The sequence below is a fragment of the Paenibacillus sp. AR247 genome (genome assembly GCF_002968895.1).
GTDB classification, from domain to species: Bacteria; Bacillota; Bacilli; order Paenibacillales; family Paenibacillaceae; genus Paenibacillus_AQ; species Paenibacillus_AQ favisporus.
The window spans coordinates 9,378-12,411 of record NZ_PCZT01000007.1 but is presented as its reverse complement, the minus strand read 5'-3'; the positions used below and the strand labels follow the sequence as shown (position 1 = coordinate 12,411).

3 protein-coding genes and 1 pseudogene are annotated in these 3,034 nt (G+C 54.4%); all 4 read left to right on the top strand.

Translation table 11 applies throughout. The features are described from left to right. Window positions 1–729 (top strand): peptidylprolyl isomerase (locus CPT76_RS07185; RefSeq protein ID WP_105442421.1); only part of this gene is annotated, 729 nt, incomplete at its 5' end. 249 nt (window positions 730–978) lie between these two features. Beyond that, window positions 979–1,917: a cysteine synthase A gene (gene cysK, locus CPT76_RS07180; protein ID WP_105442420.1), complete on the top strand. Its 939-nt coding sequence runs from the start codon at window positions 979–981 to the stop codon at window positions 1,915–1,917. 192 nt (window positions 1,918–2,109) lie between these two features. After that, window positions 2,110–2,691 carry a hypothetical protein gene (locus tag CPT76_RS07175; RefSeq protein ID WP_105442419.1) on the top strand — a complete coding sequence of 194 codons (582 nt, stop codon included), beginning with the start codon at window positions 2,110–2,112 and terminating at the stop codon, window positions 2,689–2,691. Beyond that, window positions 2,655–3,034 (top strand): annotated as a pseudogene (locus CPT76_RS07170) (chorismate-binding protein); the annotation flags it as partial. The gene CPT76_RS07175 and the pseudogene CPT76_RS07170, both read left to right, overlap by 37 nt.

Sequence of the window (3,034 nt, the reverse complement as noted above, 5' to 3'; positions counted from 1 at the left end):
TTGACGCAGATGCTGAATCACAAGGCGGTATATGCGGAAGCCCAGTCCCTGAAAATTAAGGTGACCCCGGAGGAAGTGACGAAGGAGATTAACCGGGAAATGCAGGGTTACGCTTCCCCGGACGACTATTACCGGGAGATGGCCGACCAGCTGAACCTGACTCCCGAGGAAATCCGGGCGGAAACTGAGTACCGTCTCACACTGCAAAAGATCGCAACTGCAGGAATTCGCATCACGGATGCGGAGGTACAGCGTTATATCGATCAGCATCAAGAGGAGTTTGCAGCCAAGAAGGCTTATCATCTTGCCTGGATTCAGACGGATACCGAAGATGAGGCGAATCGGGTGCTTGACCGCCTGCAGCAGGGAGAGGATTTCGGCACGCTGGCGGCAGCGTACTCCCTGGATGAATTTACACGCGATCAAGGCGGTGACCTGGGGACGGTGGAAGAGGATGATCCTTTTATTGCTCCGGAAGTACTGCAGACAGCCTCAACCCTGAAGCCAGGGGACGCAGCGGGTCCGGTACGGCTGTCTGACGGATATGCGGTCGTCCAGCTGATCAGCGTGGAGAACGGCAGTACCAAGAGCAGCGAGGAGATTATTCGGGAGGCCCGCAAACAGCTGGCCCTAAGCGAGGCTGTTCCCCTTTCGCAGCTGGAAGAACAGTTGAGAAACAAATATGACGCCAAAATTTTGATCAAAATATCGCCATCCAAAGCATCCTGAAACGACAGAAGCGGCAGGCAAGATTATGAGCCCTGGCTTACATAGTTTTCAGGATGTTTTCTTTGTTTACAACCAGGCCTTACGTCCGGGTTCGTATTGACATTGAGGTGGAAGGTTGATAAGATGAAGGTATAAATACCTACTTATTTACTCGGATATAGTTTGATCCAAGCCAGCCAGATTCTCTTTCTAGAATTTTGTATACAGCAGTTATTCATCAAATTCATTATAAACAGGGAGGATTTACCTATGGCTAAGGTCGTCAACAACGTAACGGAATTAATCGGAGGAACACCCCTTGTCCGGCTGAACCGGCTTGCACCGGAAGACAGCGCGGAAATTTACTTGAAGCTGGAATATCAAAATCCGGGCTCCAGCGTTAAGGACCGGATTGCGATCAGCATCGTCGAACAAGCGGAGAAGGACGGCCTTCTGAAGCCTGGCGGTACGATTGTGGAAGCGACAAGCGGCAACACCGGTATCGGTCTGGCTATGGTAGCTGCAGCCAAAGGCTACAAAGCCGTGATCGTCATGCCTGAAACGATGAGCCTTGAGCGCCGCAACCTGCTTCGCGCCTACGGTGCAGAATTGGTTCTGACACCGGGAGCTGAAGGCATGAACGGTGCCGTTAAGAAGGCCGAAGAAATCGTGAAGGAAAATCCGGATTATTTCATGGCTGAGCAGTTCAAAAACCCGGCCAACGTGAAGATTCACCGCGAAACGACGGGTCCGGAAATTGTGGAAGCGATTGAATCCATCGGCGGCTCCCTCGACGCCTTCGTGGCAGGAATCGGAACGGGCGGAACGATTTCCGGTGCCGGCGAAGTGCTGAAGAACCGCTTCCCTGACATCAAGATCGTGGCTGTTGAGCCTGCGGCTTCTCCAATTCTGGCAGGAGGCAAACCAGGACCGCACAAAATTCAAGGTCTGGGCGCCAACTTTATTCCGGATATCCTTAACCGTGACATCTACGATGAAATCATTCACGTGGAGAACGACGAAGCCTTTGAAACGGCGCGCCGTATCGCCAAAGAAGAAGGCGTCCTGTCCGGTATTTCTTCCGGCGCTGCCGTGTTCGCCGCACTTAAAGTGGCCAAAGAGCTCGGTAAAGGCAAACGTGTCGTGGTAGTCATCCCAAGTAACGGCGAACGCTATTTGAGCACACCGCTGTATAACTTTGAGGCGTAATTAGCGTCTTATACATTGTAAAAACTCTCGCCCCTGCTGCCGGTCTATCCGGCTGCAGGTTTTTTTTGTTCATGCAGCCGCTCATTGGCAGCCAAATCAGGCATCTTTTTGGAAAAAGTCTTTTCAAACCTGCCGACTCCAAGTATACTGACAACCAATAGACGGGTCTTGTTACTAAAAGGGGATCAGAAAATGAAAAGAAACGAGAGCGGTTTGATCACCTTGGATCAATGGATGACTTGGGCCGCAGAGGGCATTACGATGTTTCCATATGTGCTGTCGTCGAGAGGATGGGACCGGCAGGAAGAAGGGGAGCTCCCGGCGGCTTGGACGTCGGCCTGGGAACAGGCTTCGCCCTATTCCTTCGTACTCGAGAGCGGTAAAGAGGGGCGGTATACCTACCTGGGGCTGCGGCCGGTGTCGGTTCTTCACGGAAAAGATCACGGTGGCGTCGTGACGCACCTGCTGAGCGGGGCGACTGAGAAGGTGGACGGAAGTCCGCTGCAGGTGCTGCAGCGGTGGATGGCGCCGTACCGGGCTCCCCAGCAGCCGGATCCAGATTTGCCGCCCCTTCTTGGAGGATGCGTTGGTTTTCTAGGGTATGACATCGTTCGTTCCCTTGAAATCTGCCGTCCACCGCGGCCGATCTTCCGGCATTCCCTGATTATTTGTGGATGCGGATGGAAGAGTTGTGGGTACATGATGCAGACAGCCGGAAGGTGTACTGCACGGTCCATGTGCATTTTGATGCAGAAGGGCTGGACAGGGATCTGATCGGGCAAAGGCTGGGTGTTCTTTACGAGGAGGCTGCCGAGCGTGCCCGGTCCATGCAGTCGTTGTGGCTGTCCATGGTGAACCTGGACGACGGGATCCAGGCCGAAGCGGACCGGCGGCGAAAGCAGGCGGAGGAGCTGTCTCCACGGCAGGAGTGGCCGCAGCTGCGCACCGGATTCCCGCAGGAATCCTTTGAGCAGGCTGTGCGGGCCATCCAGCAGTACATTCGCGAAGGGGACGTCTTCCAGGTGAATCTGTCGCTCCGTCAGGAGCTGGACCTCCATTCGCCGCCGGAGCAGGCCTATGAATGGCTCCGCCTGCTGAACCCTTCCCTTACATGGGC